This window comes from Stenotrophomonas maltophilia group sp. Smal17 (assembly GCF_030237045.1).
Lineage (GTDB): Bacteria > Pseudomonadota > Gammaproteobacteria > Xanthomonadales > Xanthomonadaceae > Stenotrophomonas > Stenotrophomonas forensis.
In genome coordinates this window covers 1-15523 of the sequence record NZ_JASJSU010000070.1, presented here as the reverse complement: position 1 = coordinate 15523, position 15523 = coordinate 1, and the positions used below count along the sequence as shown (strand labels likewise).

Below are 15523 nucleotides of genomic sequence, written 5' to 3'. Positions count from 1 at the left end.
CCGTTGGTCGCCACGCCTTTCTTTACAGGAAACGTTCCTCGAAGAACTCATCCAGCGCCTTCCACGCCCGCTTTGCCGCCCGTTCGTTGTATTGGCAGCCCGGCGGGCTGTTGGCATCGCGCTCGGCGAAGCAGTGCACCGCGCCGCTGTAGCTGGTGAATTCCCAGTCGACCTTGGCGGCGTTCATTTCCTTCTGGAAACCGGCGATGTCCTCGGCGGTCACGCTGGTGTCGTCGGCGCCGTTGAGCACCAGCACCGACGGGTGGCTGCCACCGGCCTGTGCCGGCAGTGGCGAACCCAATCCGCCGTGCAGGCTGACCACGCCGGCCAGCGGCGCACCGGCACGGGCCAGCTCCAGCACCGTGGTGCCCCCGAAGCAGAAGCCCACCGCACCGATCCGGCTGGCATCCAGCGGCACCTTGCCGGCCTGTGCCTTGAGCACGTTCACTGCCTCCAACGCGCGTGCGCGCAGCAGGGGCCGGTCGTTGCGCAGCTTGGTCGCCACCGGGCCGGCCTCGGCATCGGTCTTCGGCCGCACGCCCTTGCCGTAGACATCGGCCACCAGCACCACATAGTCATCGCCGGCCAGCTGTTTGGCCTTCTCGACCGCCGATTCGTTCACGCCTTTCCAGTTCGGCACCATCACCAGGCCCGGGCGCTTGTCGTGCTCGCCATCGTCATAGACCAGCACACCACTGAAGGTCGTACCCTGGTGCTTCCATTCCACCGGCTGCGTCTTCATCGCCGCCCACGCCGGCATCGCCGCCAGCCCCAGCATCACCGCCACACCGCATCGCCAACGATTCATGCGCCTGCTCCGCAAAAAAGGGGACGGAGGGGATTAAGCCGTATTCACCCCTCCCACGTCGCATTCTGCATTGGCGACGTGACGCAGGTGTGGTTGGATACGACTTAATCCCCTCCGTCCCTTTTTTCCGCATGAACCTTGCTGATCGCTTTCTGTCCGGACTGATCCCACGCCTGGCTGCCGATGACGCCCCCCAGTGGGCCCATGTCCGGGGCGCCAGCGCCGACGACCTGCAGCGCCTGCGCGCGCAATGGCCACAGGTGCCGGACAGCCTGGTGGTACTGCTGTCGCGCGTGGATGGCACCCACTTCCGCGACTACCCCGGTGGCGAGGTCTGTGTACTGATGCTCGGCTCGGACGTGGAAGACGGCGGCTATCCGTACTACCTGCGCTCAGTCGCACAGATCTTCGAAGACCAGCAGCAGTGGGACGACAGCATCCGTTCGATCTACGAGGAATGGCTGGATGACGAGCCGGAAATCCTCGGCGATGGCATCGATGCCGACCTGCCGATGAGTCGCCGCCTGTGCTTCTCGCACTGCATGAACAACGGCGGCACCTCGATGCTGTACCTGGATTTCGATCCCGCGCCGGGTGGCCGCGTGGGCCAGGTCGTGCGCTACCTGCACGACCCGGACAGCTACGCGGTGATCGCGTCCAGCTTCGATGCGTACCTGCAGCAGCTGATCGACGGCGACTACGCGTTCATCGAAGACGAACAGTAGATCCACGCCATGCGTGGATGAATTTCCCAGTGGGTTGCCGGCCAGCGGCCGGCACTACCTTCAAGCGATGCCCAGGCCCGGAATCGCGCTGATGCTGTCCGGGTCGAAGCCGGCCAGTTCGGCGAAATGGCGGCCACGCGCCACGTAATCACGGTAGGCACCAAAGCTCGGTGCGCCCGGCGACAGCAGCACCACGCCGCCCTGCTCGCCCAGCGCCGTGCGTGCCAGCGCCATCGCCTCCGGCAGATCAGCGGCCGCGTGCAGGCCGAAGCGACCGGTATCGGCCAGCGGTTGCAGCATCGCGTGGATGCGCGGGCCATTGCTGCCCATGGTCACGATTTCCACCGGCGGCACGTCATGCGCCATGTGCTGCATGAAATCGGTCCAGTCCAGGCCACGGTCGTGCCCGCCCACCAGCAGCGCGATGCGCTGGCCGGCGAAACATTCCAACGCCGCCAGGCTGGCGTGCGGCGTGGTGCTGATCGAATCGTTGACGTAGGTCAGGCCATCGGCCACGCCGATGCGCTGCAGGCGGTTCGGCAACGGACGGAAATCCTGCACCGCCGGCGCCAGCGCCACCGCGTCCAGTCCCAGGGCTTCCAGCGCGGCCAGCACCGCGCACAGGTTGCCGCGGTTGTGCCGGCCCGGCAGTGGCGTGTTGCGGGTATCGAACACAGGCTGCTCGCCCCGGTGCACGATTTCGCCACGCATGTGCCAGCCCTGCGCCTGGTTGAACCAGACCACCTCGCTGTCGGGCAGCGACAGCGCGGCCAGGTGCGGATCGGCGGCATTGAGCACGGCGATGCGCGGCGCGGCTTCGGTGACCAGCCGCAGCTTGTCTTCGATGTAACGCTGCTCGCTGCCGTGCCAGTCCAGGTGTTCCGGGAACAGATTCAGCACCACCGCCACCTGCGGATGGGCGCCACTGCGCGCCACTTCGCCGGTCTGGTAGCTGGACAGCTCGACGGCCCAGTACTCGGGCGCCGGCTGCGGGTCCAGCACTTCCAGCAGCGGCAGGCCGATGTTGCCGACCAGGCCGGTGCGATGCCCCGCCGCGCGCAGCAGGTGCGCGACCAGCGCGGTGGTGGTGCTCTTGCCCTTGGTGCCGGTCACGCACACGGTGTCGTGCACGATGCCGTCGTCGGCCGCGTGTTCGGCAAACCACAGCGCGGTGCCGCCGATGAAAGACGTGCCCTGCTCCGCCGCTGCCAGCGCGATCGGCTGGTAAGGGCTGATGCCGGGCGACTTGATCACCACATCGAACGCTGCCAGCGCTTCAGCCGACGGCTCACCACGCACCTCCAGCGCGCCCTGCGTTTCCGCACGCGCGGCCTCGGCTTCAGCAGCCGGACAGAACAGGCTCAGCGGCAGCGACGGCAACCGCTCACGCAGCACGGCGAACGCCGCACGGCCCTCACGACCCCAGCCCCACAGCGCAACGCGCTTTCCCTCAAGCTTCGAAATCTTCACGCACCCGTTCCCACAGCGCGGCCGGGACACGATGCTCGCCCTGCAGCTGCAGCAGCGGCGCCAGTTCCAGTTCGGCGGCGTCCAGCTGCGGCTGGATCTCGTTGCAGAAGCGCTTCACCAGCACGTCTTCCTTCCATTCCGGGCGCTGCGCCAGCGTCGCCATCGCCGCACGCGATTCGCGGCCTTCGCCCACGCACTCGAACGGCTTGTGGTCCTGGAATTCCAGCAGCGCGTCGAAGCCACCGGCCTGCTCGGCATCATCCAGCAGGTTGCGGCCGAAGATGCGCACCAGGCGCGTCTTCGGCATGAACGGGGCCAGCGCCAGGAACACGAAGTGGCACTTCGGGCAGACGCCGCACCAGCGGTTCACCGGGCGCTCGCCGAGGATATGGAAGTTGCGGTTGCAGCTGGAGAAGTGCGCGTCGTAGAAATCGGTCTTGGCGAACTGGCGGGCCACCGCCAGCTCCGACATCGGCCGCAGCAGCGAGTAGTAGTGCAGGTCCGCGGCAACGTGCGCCTGCACATGGCTGCCGAACGCCTGCTCGAATGCCCAGCCCTTGGACCACTGGTGGTTCACTTCACCGGTGCCCGGAATCTGGCTGCCATAGCTGGCCGAGCGTTCGTTGGAAAACACCACCTGGTCCACGCCCTGCAGCAGCGCGGCCAGCACCATGATCGCCGAGTTCACCGCCGTGACCGGGATATGACCGTTCCAGGCGCCCTGGCGGTTGAGTTCGAACAGTTCCGGCGCCAGCGCGCGGCCCAGGTTCAACGTCGGCAGGCCGGTACGCTCGGCACAGGCGCGGATCAGCTGCGAGCCGCCAATCCAGGTCACCGTCTCGTCCACGCCGGCACGGCGCAGCGCTTCGATGCTGACCAGCGAATCCTTGCCGCCACCGATGGCCACCAGCGCGTGCGGCTGCAGGCCCAGTGCCGGCGCCTGCACCGCTTCGCCCTGTACCGGCAGGCGGAAGCGACCGCGCAGGTTCAGGCCGTTGCGGTAGGCGAATTCACCCAGGCCGTTGAGGTAGACCGTCTCCACCAGCGCCGCGGTGTCGGCATCGATGGCGTAGCTGTCGATGCTGACCGTCTCCGGCACGCCCGCCTTGTAGTAGCTGACACCGGCAATCAGGTGCAGCAGCTGCAGCGCGCGCTGCACGGCAGCGGCACGCGCCTCGTCCAGCACGAACGGCGCGCCGGGCACGGTGATGGTTTCCACCATCTCCGGGCTGTCATCGAAGGCGTAGACCAGCCTGGCCACGCCGGTATCCGCAGCGAATTCGCAGCGGACGAAGCGGAAGCGGGAAACCTGGTGTTTGTCAAAAGCAGTCATGATGTATCCGGTCAGGCACGGGCCCGCGCGATGGCGCGGAGCGTGTCGGTGGGCGGGTGCAATGCGCGGGTGGCGATCATTCGATCACGTCTTCGCGCGGCATCGCCCGCTGGTTGTAGGTGTTGGACATCACATAGCCGTAGGCACCGGCATCGGCGATCAGCATCACATCGTCCGGTGCGGTCGATACCGGCAGCTTGCGGCGCTTGCCGAACACATCGCTGGATTCGCAGATCGGGCCGACCACATCGAACGCGGCTTCGGCATAACCGCCCTGGCGGCTGAGATTCTCGATGTCATGCCAGGCGTCGTACAGCGCCGGGCGCATCAGGGTGTTCATGCCGGCGTCCAGGCCGACGCGGCGCACGCCGTCCTTCTCCACCACCTGGGTGGCATGGGTCAGCAGCACACCGGATTCGGCCACCAGGTAGCGGCCCGGCTCGATCGCCAGGCGGAACGCCGGGTGCAGCGCCTTGACCTCGGCCAGGCCCTCGGCCCAGGCGTCCAGGTCGAACGGTTCGTCTTCATCACTGTAGGGAATCGGCAGGCCACCGCCGATGTCGATGGTCTGCACGCTGCCGATGCGACGGGCGAAACCGGCCAGCTCGTCGCACATCAGGCGCCAGTGCTGCGCGGTCTCCACGCCGCTGCCCAAGTGCGCATGCAGGCCAACCACGCGGCTGCCCAGCTCGGTGGCCGCACGCACGAACTCGTCGACGCGGGCGATCGGCAGGCCGAACTTGGAGTCCTTGCCGCCGGTGCGGACCTTGGCATGGTGGCCTTCGCCACGGCCGAGATCGACGCGCAGCCACAGCTCGCGGTTGCGGAACAGGTCCGGCCAGCGCTGCAGTGCTTCAACGTTGTCGACGGTGACGGTCACGCCCAGCGCAAACGCCGCTTCGTACTCGCTGCGCGGGCAGAAGCTGGGGGTGAACAGCACGCGCTTGGGCGACAGCTCCGGCAGGTGCTGGAACACATGCTTCAACTCGCCGTGCGAGACACATTCCAGGCCGAAGCCTTCCGCCTCCAGCAGCTGCAGGATGGCCGGGTGGCTGTTGGCCTTGATCGCGTAGTAGCGCTGGTCGATCGGCTTGATCGCGGCCAACGCGCGGGCGCGAGCGCGCACCGTCGGCAGGTGGTAGACGTAGCGCGGCGTACCGGCATCGGCCAGCTGCAGCAGGTGCGCACGCTGGCCGCGCCACCACGGCGTGCCACGCGGGCGCACGGTGCCGGCGATCTCGCGCCAGCGCGGGCCGAACACTTCGGTCTCTTCCACCGGCATCGCGCCGCTGTCGATCAGCTCGGCATGCAGGATGGGCAGCAGGCCATCGGCATCGGCTTCGTCGATGACGAAGGTCAGGTTCAGGTCATTGGACGACTGCGAGATCATGTGCACGCGCTCGCGGCCGAAGGTGGCCCACACGTCCGACAGCTTGTGCAGCAGCGAGCGCATGCCGCGACCAACCAGCGTGATCGCCGCGCACGGCACGATCACCTTCACCTTGCAGATCTGCGACAGGTCGGCAGACAGCGCGGCCAGCACATCAGTGTTGACCAGGTTCTCGGACGGGTCCAGCGACACGGTGACGTTGGTCTCGGCCGAACCGATCAGGTCCACCGACAGGCCATGCTTCTTGAACAGGTTGAACACATCGGCCAGGAAGCCGACCTGCTGCCACATGCCGATGCCTTCCATCGACACCAGCACGATGCCGTTGCGGCGGCTGATCGCCTTCACGCCCGGCACCGGAGCCGCACTGCCATCGATGCTGGTACCCGGCAGCTGCGGGCGCTCGGTATCGAGGATGGCCATCGGCACGCCGGCGTCACGGCACGGCTTGATCGAGCGCGGGTGCAGCACCTTGGCGCCGGTGGTGGCGATTTCCTGTGCTTCGTAATAGTCCAGGCGGGTCAGCAGGCGCGCGTCCGGCACATCCTTGGGGTTGGCGCTGAACATGCCCGGCACGTCGGTCCAGATTTCCACGCGGCTGGCGCCGAGCAACGCGCCGAAGTACGCCGCCGAGGTGTCCGAGCCACCGCGACCGAGAATGGCGGTACCGCCGTCGGCATGCCGCGAGATGAAGCCCTGGGTGATCAGCAGGCGGGTCGGCTGCGCGCGGAAGCGCTGCATCCAGTCTGCGTCCGCGCGCCACTGGCAGTTCACCGACAGCCGCTGCGACCAGTCGCTCTGGTTCGGCTGCGGCGGCATCGCGTCCAGCCACTGGCGGGCATCCATCCAGCCCATGTCCAGGCCCGAGGCGTGCAGATAGGCCGCGCCCAGCGTGGAGGACAGCAGCTCGCCCTGGCCCAGCACGTCGGCCTGCCAGTCCAGCGGGCGGGTGGCCGCACGCGGATCATCCAGCAGGCCCTGCAGCGCGGCCAGGCGCTCGGCCAGCACCTCGCGGCCCAGGCCCAGCTCGACCAGGAAGCCCTCGTGGCGCTCGACCAGTGCCGCCACGCGGTCGCGGCTGTCCGGCGCACCGTCGGCGATCGCGGTCAGTTCGTTGGTGACCCCAGACAGCGCCGAGACCACCACCAGCACGCGCGAACCGGTTTCTTCCGCACGTTTTTTCGCCAGCTTCCCGATCGTGTCCCAGCGGTGGCGACGCGACACCGAGGTGCCGCCGAACTTCAGTACGATCCAACGATCGACAAGGGGGGAAGCTGACATGGATAGGCTATGTGTAATGTGGGGGAGCCGCCCGAGGGGGCGGAACCTTCGATTCTAAGCCCAATGGACCCGCCGATGGCCGCCTTCCGCTACCTGCAGCTCGATGTCTTCGCCCCCCACCCCGGCAGCGGCAATCCGCTGGGCGTGGTGCTGGGCGCCGATGGGCTCTCCAGCGCCCGCATGCAGGCCCTTGCCGCCTGGCTGAACCTGTCCGAGACGGTGTTCTTCCTGCCGCCCAGCGCCCCGGGCGCCGACTACCACATCCGCATCTTCACCCCGAACAGCGAACTGCCATTTGCCGGCCACCCCAGCGTGGGCGCGGCCTGGGCTGCAGTCACCTGCGGCCTGGCAACGCCGCGCGACGGCGGCGCGCTGGTCCAGCAATGCGCTGCCGGCCTGCTGCCGGTGCGGGTGAGTGGTGCCGCCGCTTCTCCAACCATCGAACTGGCCAGCCCACCGGCACAGCGCCTGCCGACCGACCCGGGTCAGGTGCCCGGGCCGCTGTTGGCGCTGGCCGCCGCCGGGCATGCGCCCGAACTGTGGGACAACGGCCCGCGCTGGTGGCTGCTGCCGCTGCGTGACGCCGCCGCCGTGCGCGGACTGGCCCCGGACATGGCCGCCCTGCGCGACTGGACCAATGCCACCGGCGCAACAGGCGTCGCGGTATTCGCCGACGAAGCCGCCACGGACCATGCCCGCGTCGTGCGCGCGTTCTGCCCTGGCGATGCGGTGAACGTGCCCGAGGACCCGGTCACCGGCAGCGCCAATGCGCTGATCGGTGCCTGGTTGCGCGAGCGCGTCGTGCTGCCCGGCGGCAGCGGCGCCTATGTCGCCAGCCAGGGCCGCGAAGTCGGCCGCGACGGCCGCGTCCACGTGCGCGTGGATGCCGACGGCACGGTGTGGATCGGCGGCCAGGTGCAGCCGGTGATCGACGGCCAGATCAGCTGGTAACGCCGAAAGAGGGGACGGAGGGAATCAAGTCGTTTGTGCCACAAGCGACTTGATTCCCTCCGTCCCCTTTTTCGTGCGCCGCGCTACCCTATGCCGCCTGTTTACTGGAGTTCCTGCCTGATGTCCGCACGACGTTTCCTGCAGCTGGATGTGTTCTCCCCGCGCGCCGGCGCCGGCAATCCGCTGGCCGTGGTGCTCGATGCCGAAGGCCTCGACGATGCCAGCATGCAGGCCATCGCGCGCTGGACGCGCCTGCCCGAGACCACCTTCGTGTTTCCGGCGCAGGCGGCAGACACCAGCTACCGGCTGCGCATGTTCAGCCCGCAGAAGGAAGTGCCGTTCGCCGGCCATCCCAGCGTCGGTACCGCGCATGCGGTGCTGCAGGCAGGCCTGGCAGCGCCGGTCGACGGCGTGCTGGTGCAGGACGGCATCGCGGGCGCCCTGCCCCTGCGCGTCAGCGGCGAAGGCGCGCAGCAGCGCATCGCCATCCGTACCCCGCGGGCACAGCTGGCCGAGACCACCGTGGCCAGCGATCCCCGCCTGCAGGCCGCGCTGAAGGGCTGGCCGCTGGGCACGCTGCCGCCGGCCCGCATGCAGGGCGGGCGCAGCTGGTGGGTGGTGCAGGTGGCCGATGAAGCCGCGTTGCGCGCCCTGCATCCGGAGTGGGATGCGGTGGCCGCGCTGGCCGAATCCACCGACAGCATGGGCGTGTTCGCTTATGCGTTCAGCGATGGCAACGAGGGATTCGATCTGGCCGTGCGCGCCTTCGTCGGCAACGGCCGTCGCTTCGAGGACGCGGCCTCGGGTGCCGCCAACGCGGTGCTGGCGGCATGGCTGGACCTGCGCGATGCACTTCCGCATGGCCGCGCACCGTTCGAAGTCAGCCAGGGCCGCGAAGTCGGCCACGATGCGCGCCTGACCCTGCGGGTCGATGAAGACGGCGAGGTCTGGTCGGGGGGCCAGGTGCAGACGGTGATTGCCGGCACCATTGATTGGTAGAGCCGGCCGCTGGCCGGCTGTTACCTGGACCTTGACATCATGCGGTTGCCGGCCAGCGGCCGGCACTACCGCAACCCTCCCGGCCCGCGAATTCTCAGCCCAGCTCGGCTTCCAGACTGATCGGCACTGCGCTCAGCGCCTTGGACACCGGGCAGTTCTGCTTGGCGTCATCGGCGATGGCACGGAACTGTGCGGCGTCGATGCCCGGCACCACTGCCTTCACCTTCAGCCGGATCTGCGACAGCTGCGGGCCGCCTTCCAGCGACAGATCGACCTTGGCTTCGGTGTCCAGCGAGGTCGGGGTGAAGCCCGCTTCGCCCAGCTTGGCCGACAGCGCCATGGTGAAACAGCCGGCATGCGCGGCGGCGATCAGTTCTTCCGGATTGGTCCCTTTCTCGTCGCCAAAACGGCTGTTGAAGCCGTAGCGGGTCTTGTCCAGCAGCCCACTCTGCGGCGTGCTCAACAGTCCCTTGCCCGACTTCAGATCGCCTTCCCAGTGCGCGGTGGCGTGTCGCGAGATTCCCATATGCTGCTCCTGCGTGGCGGTGATGAACGGCCACCTTCGCATGGACCGCGTTATCCCTGCGTCGCTCCGCCGCATGCCAATCGTCCGCCGGAAACCGGGCAACTGGACACTTCCTCACCAGCCCGACCTGCATTTTCCCCTTGTTTTCAGTGGTTTCGCACACCCCCCCGGTGATCGGGAAGCGCCCACCCGGCACGCCAGGACGGCCCCATTCCCCGCCACCGGCCATGTACTGAATCGGCCTGGATATGAAAAAACATGCACTTTCCGCGCTTCGGGCTATTGGCGGCGCCCGAGAGTTGCCCTACATTGCGCTTGCCGACGGGGTTCGGCGCCGACCAAACAACCAACCGTTCACGGAACAGGAAACCATGGCAAAGACCGCTAAGAAGGCTGCCCCGAAGAAGGCAGTGAAGAAAGTCGCTACGAAGGCAGCCGCCAAGCCGGCCGCTCCGAAGCCGATCAAGGAAGTGCTGACCAAGTCCGGCCTGGTTGCACACATCGCTGAAGCCTCCGGCGTCGTCGCCAAGGACGTCCGCGCTGTGCTGGCCTCGCTGGAAAGCGCCGTCGCCTCCTCGGTGCACAAGAAGGGCGCAGGCTCCTTCACCCTGCCGGGCCTGCTGAAGATCACCACCGTCAACGTGGCGGCCAAGCCGAAGCGCAAGGGCATCAACCCGTTCACCAAGGAAGAGCAGTGGTTCGCTGCCAAGCCGGCCACCACCAAGCTGAAGGTGCGTCCGCTGAAGAAGCTGAAGGACGCCGCGCTGTAAGCGCGCGCCCCGACGCGGACTCCGACGGGACGGCTCTGGCCGTCCCGTTTTTTTTGCCCGCGCCCGCGCCCGCAACACAGCGTTGCCGGATCCCGGGAAATACGCGTCCAGGCCCGCCACCATTGACCGGGCGCGGTCGGGTCCAGGCCCGGAACGTACCGGGTGGAACACTGCGTGCAGCGCCGGCCGTCGCCGTCGGCCGCGGGCTTGCCTATCGTGGGCCCATCCTCCACAGCTACGGCGAGCACCCCTCATGGCCAGCCCCTCCACCCGCTACCGGATCTCGGTGACCCCCATCGAAAAGGACGGGTTGCAGTGCACCGGGCGCTGCACCATCGAACTGGAACACCGCGCCAGCCGCGACCTGATGCGCCTGCTGGAAGCGGCACCGCGTACGGCCGGCATCAGCGGCGACGAGCGCGCCACCCTGGTGATCGCCAGCCAGCTGCTGCGCGACATCGTGCAGCGTCACGCCGCGACCGACGGCCACGCGCTGGCAGCCATCGCCGCACAGGTGCTGCCGGCACTGGACGCGCTGGACCAGCTGCCTTCCTCACGCTGACCGCCGCGCACTCGATACACTGGCGCTCTCACGGTCGCCTCGGGGAGGAGGCAGGCATGCGCTGTATCCTGTTGTTGATTGCGCCCCTGGCGCTGCTGGGCTGTTCGCGGCCGGCAGCCACACCGGATGCGACACCTGCCGTGATACCGGCCAGCACCGATCAGCCGTCGAACGTGTCGCCAACGGCAGTGCCCGGCGGCGACCCACCGGCTGCGCAATCGCCTTCGGTCGACCCGCTGTTCGCTGCGGTGGCCCCCGATGCCGAGCCGCCCTCGGTGATGCTCAACCGCTACGTGCGCGCACTGCTCAATCGCGATCGCCGCGCCAGTGATGCGGCATGGACCTTCCCACCCGGCGATGCCCGGCATGCCGACGACGCCGCGCTGCGCCAGCTGCAGGAGGTGCGCACGCTTCACCTGCGCAGCAGCACGCCGATTGCCCGCAGCCCGGCACAGCCCGCTCAGCTGCTGGAGGTGCCGGTGCGGGTGCGTGCGGTCACCGCCAACGGCACCTTCCATTTCAGCGGCTGGTACCGCGTGCAGCCCAGCAGCGACGGTCGCGCCTGGCAGATCCAGTCGGCGCACCTGCAGCCAACGCTGGACTGAACCGTTGCAGCCGCATGCACGCACGATTCAGCCGGCGCGGCTACTCTTTCTCCCATCCATTCCAGAGCCACCGGTCACTGCCATGCGCCTGCGTTCCCTGATGACCCGCCTCGCCGCCTCCACCGTGCTGATCGCTGCCGCGATCGGTGCGCAGGCCGCCCCCTCCATTTCCGGCCGCGAACTGTCGGTGGGTGCCAGCGACGTGCAGCAGTACCTCGACGGCAGCTTTCCGCGCACCCAGGACGCGCTGGGCGGCCTGATCGCCCTGACCATGAGCCACCCGCAGCTGAGCCTTCCGGCCGGCGAACGCTTGAATCTGGGCATGGACGTGGCACTGGCCACCGCCGGCGGCAACCCGGCCAAGCTGGGCACGGTGAAGCTCAGCAGCGGCCTGCGCTATGACGCGCAGACCCAGGGCTTCCACCTGCAGCAGCCGAGCGTGGATGACTTCACCCCGGCCAACCAGGGTGGCCGTCTCGACTCGCGCACCCGTGGTCTGCTCAATGCCTGGCTGAGCGACTACGCCCAGCGCGAGCCCATCTATAAGCTGGACCCGGCCATGGCCGGCGTGCTGGGCGCGCTGCAGGTGCAGTCGGCACAGGTGAAGAACGGCAAGCTGGTGGTCACCTTCAACCAGAACCTGGGCAACCTGGTGCCGGCCGGCATCCTCGGCAAGTAAGGCAGGGCCGACCTCACGCCACCAGCGCTTTCACTACCGCCTCGCTGAAAGCCGGAATGTCATCCGGCTTGCGGCTGGTGATCACATTGCCATCCACCACGACCTCGGCGTTGCGCCACTTGGCGCCGGCATTGGCGAGGTCCTGCTGCAGGGATGGCCACGACGTCAGCTCGCGTCCATCAGCCAGGCCGCTGTTGATCAACAGCCACGGACCATGGCAGATGGCGGCAACGGGCTTGCCGGCCTCGGCGACGCTGCGGATGAAACCCAGCGCCGCCTCATCGGTGCGCAGCGTGTCCGGATTGATGACGCCACCGGGCAGCACCACGGCATCAAAGCGGCCGGCATCGGCCTCGTCCAGCGGCAGGTCTACCGCCACCACGCCACCCCAGTCCTTGTCGTTCCAGCCCTTGATGGTCGCCTCCTTCGCAGGCGATACCACGCTGACGCGTGCGCCTTCCGCCTCCAGCAGGCGCTTGGGTTCGGTCAGTTCGGACTGTTCGAAGCCGTGCGTGGCAAGGATGGCAATCTGCTTGCCGCTGAGACGCTGAGCCATGTCGGATGCTCCATCGAAAGGAGCGGACAGCGTGCGTGAGGAGCCATTGAACGGCGGTGACCCGACCGTGCACGGCAGGTGGAGAGGCCCCCTGTAGAGTCGAGCCACGCTCGACTCCACCGGGCCGCGGGCAACGGCAGAAGCAGTCGAGCATGGCTCGACTCTACAGACCCGGTCAGCGCTTGGGCTGCAGCATGGTGCCGGTGCACTTGGGCGAACCGCAGCGGCACTCCCAGATCTTCTTCAGCTTCGCGGTGTGGCGCTCGGCCAGGGTGATCCCGTAGTTGTAGGTCAGCTCTTCGCCGGCCTTGATATCGCGAAGGGCCTCGATGAATACCTTGTCGCCACGGCTGTCGCCATCCTCGTCTTCCTCGATCACCGCCTCGCAGTTCGGGTCGCAGCTGTGGTTGATCCAGCGTGCGTCGTTGCCCTTGTAGTTGGCATCGATCACCCAGTCATCGTTGAGGGTGAACAGGAAGGTATGGCCGCTTTCGACGTCGCCGCTGTCATCGGCATCAACGTCGCCGTGGCTGCGCAGCAGGCCCTTGTACTGGATCACGCGCTCGCCCTGCTTGATCGGGGCCACGGCGAACACGCCGTTGCCATGGATGGCGGACTTGCGGGCTTGGATCTTCTTCGGCATCGGCACGGGCTGTTTGCAGCGAATGGAACGGGGATTCTCGCCCATTCCGGGTGATTGCGAAAATCACCCCATTGGCGCAGCATTGCGCCCTGGCAACGGCCCCGGTGTCTCCCTCCCGGCCTGGCCCCAGCGCCGGCTGAATGCCCTGCTTGGATGGCGGCGAATAAAAGCGTACAATTTCAGTCCGCTTTAAGAACCACTCGCATCCCCATGTTGCGCGTCACCAAACTCACCGATTACGCCACCGTCGTGCTGACCGTGCTTGCCGCCCGTCCGGGCGAGGTGCTCAGTGCCACCGAGCTGGCCGAATTCACCGGTCTGGAGCCGCCCACCGTCAGCAAGGTGCTCAAGCCGCTGGCCCAGGCCGGCCTGGTCGAGGGCCTGCGCGGTGTCCGCGGTGGCTACCGCCTGACCCGCCCGGCCCTCGAGATCTCGCTGTTCGAAGTGGTCGAGGCAATGGAAGGGCCGCTGGCCCTGACCGAATGCAGCCACGACCACCACCAGTGCGGCATGGCGCCCAAGTGCGGCGCGCGCAGCAGCTGGCGGCTGATCAACGACGTGGTCTCCGAGGCCCTGCGCGATGTCACCCTCGCGCAGATCCTGCCCCCTCTCCCCCTTGCCGATGACGAACAGCGCCGCACCATCGCTGTCGACGTCGTCTCCTGATCCGTAGGCAGCCCCCCCATGGCCACCGAAACCATCGAAAACGTCGCCCACGACGACACCCCCAACCGCGAGATCCACGAGCAGCTCGGCCGCAAGTATTCGGCCGGCTTCATCACCGAGATCGAGTCGGACTCCCTGCCGCCGGGCCTGGACGAGGACACCATCCGTGCCCTGTCGGCCAAGAAGGAAGAGCCGGAGTGGATGACGCAGTGGCGCCTGGACGCCTACCGCCACTTCCTGACCATGCCGATGCCGGACTGGGCCAAGCTGGAGATCGCCCCGATCGACCTGCAGGCGCTCAGCTACTACTCCGCGCCGAAGGGCCCGAAGTACGCCTCGCTGGATGACGTGCCGAAGGAACTGCTCGACACCTACGACAAGCTGGGCGTGCCGCTGCACGAGCGCGCCAAGCTGGCCGGCGTGGCGGTGGACGCGGTGTTCGACTCGGTGTCCGTCGGGACCACCTTCCGCAAGGAACTGGCCGAGAAGGGCATCATCTTCTGCTCGATGTCCGAGGCCATCAAGGAACACCCGGAACTGGTGCGTCAGTACCTGGGCACCGTGGTGCCGGTGGGCGACAACTACTTCGCCGCGCTCAACTCGGCGGTGTTCTCCGATGGCAGCTTCGTGTTCATTCCCAAGGGCGTGCGCTGCCCGATGGAACTGAGCACCTACTTCCGCATCAACGCCGGCCACACCGGCCAGTTCGAGCGCACCCTGATCGTGTGCGAGGACAAGGCCTACGTGTCCTACCTGGAAGGCTGCACCGCGCCGATGCGCGATGAGAACCAGCTGCACGCCGCGGTGGTCGAGCTGGTGGCACTGGAAGATGCCGAGATCAAGTACTCCACGGTGCAGAACTGGTACCCGGGCGACGAGAACGGCGTCGGCGGCATCTACAACTTCGTCACCAAGCGTGCCGAATGCCGTGGCGCGCGCAGCAAGGTCACCTGGACCCAGGTCGAGACCGGCTCGGCGATCACCTGGAAGTACCCGTCCTGCGTGCTGCTGGGCGACGACTCGGTGGGCGAGTTCCACTCGGTGGCCCTGACCCACCACCGCCAGCAGGCCGACACCGGCACCAAGATGATCCACGTCGGCAAGCGCACCAAGAGCAAGATCGTCAGCAAGGGCATCAGCGCCGGCCGTGGCCAGAACACCTACCGTGGCCTGGTCAGGGTCGACCGCAATGCCGATGGCGCGCGCAACTACACTCAGTGCGATTCGCTGCTGATCGGCAAGCAGTGCGGCGCCCATACCTTCCCCTACATCGAGGTGAAGAACCCGGGCGCCACCGTCGAGCACGAGGCCACCACCTCCAAGATCTCCGACGACCAGCTGTTCTACTGCCGCGCCCGTGGCATCAGCCAGGAAGACGCGGTGTCGATGATCGTCGACGGCTTCTGCAAGCAGGTGTTCCGCGAGCTGCCGATGGAATTCGCAGTGGAAGCCAAGAAGCTGCTGGAAGTCTCGCTGGAAGGCTCGGTGGGCTGACCGCCCGCCCCGCTCCTCGCAAACGCATTCTCTTTACCGGCGGGCCACGGCCCGCCCCACGGACC

The 15523-nt window shown here is 67.6% G+C and carries 16 protein-coding genes; 9 read left to right on the top strand and 7 right to left on the bottom strand.

Annotation, left to right across the window (positions count from 1 at the left end; all coding sequences use genetic code 11):
• Nucleotides 1–22: 22 nt before the first annotated feature.
• Nucleotides 23–808 carry a dienelactone hydrolase family protein gene (locus QRO93_RS16050; RefSeq protein ID WP_180880521.1) on the bottom strand — a complete coding sequence of 262 codons (786 nt, stop codon included), beginning with the start codon at nucleotides 806–808 and terminating at the stop codon, nucleotides 23–25.
• Between the two features lie 131 nt (nucleotides 809–939).
• Here QRO93_RS16050 and QRO93_RS16045 point away from each other — a divergent pair, with 131 nt between their 5' ends.
• A complete protein-coding gene (locus tag QRO93_RS16045; protein WP_180880520.1) occupies nucleotides 940–1533 on the top strand; it encodes an SMI1/KNR4 family protein in 594 nt (197 codons plus the stop codon).
• 60 nt (nucleotides 1534–1593) lie between these two features.
• On the opposite strand, the gene murD is transcribed toward QRO93_RS16045, so the two are convergent.
• The 3 genes from murD to QRO93_RS16030 form a co-directional block, all read right to left on the bottom strand.
• A complete protein-coding gene (gene murD / locus QRO93_RS16040; RefSeq protein ID WP_180880519.1) occupies nucleotides 1594–3003 on the bottom strand; it encodes a UDP-N-acetylmuramoyl-L-alanine--D-glutamate ligase in 1410 nt (469 codons plus the stop codon).
• Nucleotides 2984–4336 carry a UDP-N-acetyl-alpha-D-muramoyl-L-alanyl-L-glutamate epimerase gene (murL, locus tag QRO93_RS16035; RefSeq protein ID WP_180880518.1) on the bottom strand — a complete coding sequence of 451 codons (1353 nt, stop codon included), beginning with the start codon at nucleotides 4334–4336 and terminating at the stop codon, nucleotides 2984–2986. Before murL ends, murD begins: the two co-directional genes overlap by 20 nt.
• 76 nt (nucleotides 4337–4412) lie before the next feature.
• Entirely contained in the window at nucleotides 4413–7007 is a 2595-nt protein-coding gene (locus QRO93_RS16030; protein WP_008265224.1) for a bifunctional aspartate kinase/diaminopimelate decarboxylase, read from the bottom strand.
• Between the two features lie 75 nt (nucleotides 7008–7082).
• Between QRO93_RS16030 and QRO93_RS16025 the strand changes: the two genes are divergently transcribed.
• Both QRO93_RS16025 and QRO93_RS16020 read left to right on the top strand, forming a co-directional pair.
• The gene (locus QRO93_RS16025; RefSeq protein WP_180880517.1) at nucleotides 7083–7958 is read left to right on the top strand and encodes a PhzF family phenazine biosynthesis protein; all 876 of its coding nucleotides are present in this window, start codon (nucleotides 7083–7085) and stop codon (nucleotides 7956–7958) included.
• A gap of 120 nt (nucleotides 7959–8078) precedes the next feature.
• Nucleotides 8079–8957, top strand: a complete 879-nt coding sequence (locus tag QRO93_RS16020; RefSeq protein ID WP_164085626.1) for a PhzF family phenazine biosynthesis protein — start codon at nucleotides 8079–8081, stop codon at nucleotides 8955–8957.
• Nucleotides 8958–9051: 94 nt separating this feature from the next.
• Here QRO93_RS16020 and QRO93_RS16015 read toward each other — a convergent pair whose 3' ends face one another.
• On the bottom strand, nucleotides 9052–9483 hold the full coding sequence (locus QRO93_RS16015; RefSeq protein ID WP_006423346.1) for an OsmC family protein: 432 nt from the start codon (nucleotides 9481–9483) through the stop codon (nucleotides 9052–9054).
• 371 nt (nucleotides 9484–9854) lie between these two features.
• On the opposite strand from QRO93_RS16015, the gene QRO93_RS16010 reads away from it, so the two are divergent.
• The 4 genes from QRO93_RS16010 to QRO93_RS15995 all read left to right on the top strand — a co-directional run bounded on the left by QRO93_RS16010 (nucleotide 9855) and on the right by QRO93_RS15995 (nucleotide 12099).
• On the top strand, nucleotides 9855–10253 hold the full coding sequence (locus QRO93_RS16010; protein ID WP_008264591.1) for an HU family DNA-binding protein: 399 nt from the start codon (nucleotides 9855–9857) through the stop codon (nucleotides 10251–10253).
• A gap of 253 nt (nucleotides 10254–10506) precedes the next feature.
• Nucleotides 10507–10815, top strand: coding sequence for a DUF3861 family protein (locus QRO93_RS16005; RefSeq protein WP_053449044.1), 309 nt, complete (start codon nucleotides 10507–10509; stop codon nucleotides 10813–10815).
• A gap of 56 nt (nucleotides 10816–10871) precedes the next feature.
• Nucleotides 10872–11420, top strand: coding sequence for a hypothetical protein (locus tag QRO93_RS16000; protein ID WP_180880515.1), 549 nt, complete (start codon nucleotides 10872–10874; stop codon nucleotides 11418–11420).
• An 82-nt stretch (nucleotides 11421–11502) separates the two neighbouring features.
• Nucleotides 11503–12099 (top strand): DUF1439 domain-containing protein, encoded by a 597-nt coding sequence (locus tag QRO93_RS15995; protein WP_008264782.1) that lies wholly within the window; start codon nucleotides 11503–11505, stop codon nucleotides 12097–12099.
• 13 nt (nucleotides 12100–12112) lie between these two features.
• On the opposite strand, the gene QRO93_RS15990 is transcribed toward QRO93_RS15995, so the two are convergent.
• Entirely contained in the window at nucleotides 12113–12655 is a 543-nt protein-coding gene (locus tag QRO93_RS15990) for a type 1 glutamine amidotransferase domain-containing protein (RefSeq protein ID WP_180880513.1), read from the bottom strand.
• A gap of 175 nt (nucleotides 12656–12830) precedes the next feature.
• Complete coding sequence (locus QRO93_RS15985) at nucleotides 12831–13298, bottom strand: SET domain-containing protein (RefSeq protein ID WP_012479369.1); 468 nt, start codon at nucleotides 13296–13298, stop codon at nucleotides 12831–12833.
• A 210-nt stretch (nucleotides 13299–13508) separates the two neighbouring features.
• Between QRO93_RS15985 and QRO93_RS15980 the strand changes: the two genes are divergently transcribed.
• Complete coding sequence (locus tag QRO93_RS15980) at nucleotides 13509–13964, top strand: SUF system Fe-S cluster assembly regulator (RefSeq protein WP_008264567.1); 456 nt, start codon at nucleotides 13509–13511, stop codon at nucleotides 13962–13964.
• Between the two features lie 18 nt (nucleotides 13965–13982).
• The gene (gene sufB, locus QRO93_RS15975) at nucleotides 13983–15458 is read left to right on the top strand and encodes a Fe-S cluster assembly protein SufB (protein ID WP_043396952.1); all 1476 of its coding nucleotides are present in this window, start codon (nucleotides 13983–13985) and stop codon (nucleotides 15456–15458) included.
• Nucleotides 15459–15523: the final 65 nt, after the last annotated feature.